The sequence below is a fragment of the Polaromonas sp. P3_C2 genome (assembly GCF_056402675.1).
In genome coordinates, this window is record NZ_JBFUGX010001014.1 from 1 (window position 1) to 1,052 (window position 1,052).

Below are 1,052 nucleotides of genomic sequence, written 5' to 3' on the forward strand. Positions count from 1 at the left end.
GCCATGTCCAGTGCGAAGATTTGGCATGTTTGCGAGGGCGACCAGCAAATGGAGCGGGTAGAAACGCTGACGGGGGCACCGCGCTCGATTTTTCGCCATAACGACCAGGTGGTCACCTTCATGCCGGACCACAAGGTGGTTCGCAGTGAAAAGCGCGAGTCGCTGGGTATGTTCCCCCAGTTGCTGCAGTCAACCGATAACCGGATTGCCGACTATTACAAGGTCCGTCAGGAGGGTACCGAGCGTGTGGCGGGCGTCGAGGCCGATATCGTGCTGCTGGCGCCCAAAGACAACATGCGGTTTGGCTACCGGGTCTGGACAGAACAGAAGAAAGGCCTGGTCGTGAAGCTGCAGACGCTCGATACCGACGGCAAGGTCCTGGAACAGGCGGCATTTTCAGAATTGCAGCTCGATGCTCCGGTCAAAATGGACAAGCTCCTCCAGATGATGGGCAAGGTCGACGGTTACCGTGTGGAAAAGCCTGTTCTCATGAAGACCACGGCAAGCGCGGAAGGCTGGCTCCTGAAGGCGCCTGTGGCGGGCTTTAAACCCATGAGTTGCTACAAGCGGCCGGCGACGGCACTGGCGCCTGCTGGCACTGCGGCCGGTGAAGAGCCCCTGCAGTGGATTTTCTCGGATGGTTTGGCATCGGTGTCGATTTTTGTAGAACCGTTCGACCGCCAGCGCCACGGTCAGGAATCGAGCCTGTCGATGGGCGCCACCCAGACGATTACCAGGCAGCTCGACGCCTATTGGGTCACCGTGATGGGTGAAGTCCCCATGGGCACCTTGAAGCTTTTTGCGGGCGGGCTGGAGCGCAAGAAATAATATGCACCTGCGCTCCTGATACTTTTCCCGGGGCCCACGTGCTGCAACAGTTTTCTCCGGCGCCAGCCTTGGATTGCCGCCGGGTGTGATTGCCGGATGACAACATTTATGACGAGGCTGATGATGCTTGAATTGAACTGGAAACCCCTGCGCTCCTGCCTGACGGCGGCCATCGTAGGAAGCACGGCGGTCCTGGCGGTGCTGCCGGTCGCGCCGGTCTGGGC

At 59.7% G+C, this 1,052-nt stretch carries 1 protein-coding gene; it reads left to right on the forward strand.

The features are described 5' to 3' along the window. On the forward strand, positions 1 to 828 hold an 828-nt coding region (locus AC1DWI_RS24240; RefSeq protein ID WP_477726053.1), incomplete at its 5' end, for a MucB/RseB C-terminal domain-containing protein. Positions 829 to 1,052 lie beyond the last annotated feature (224 nt).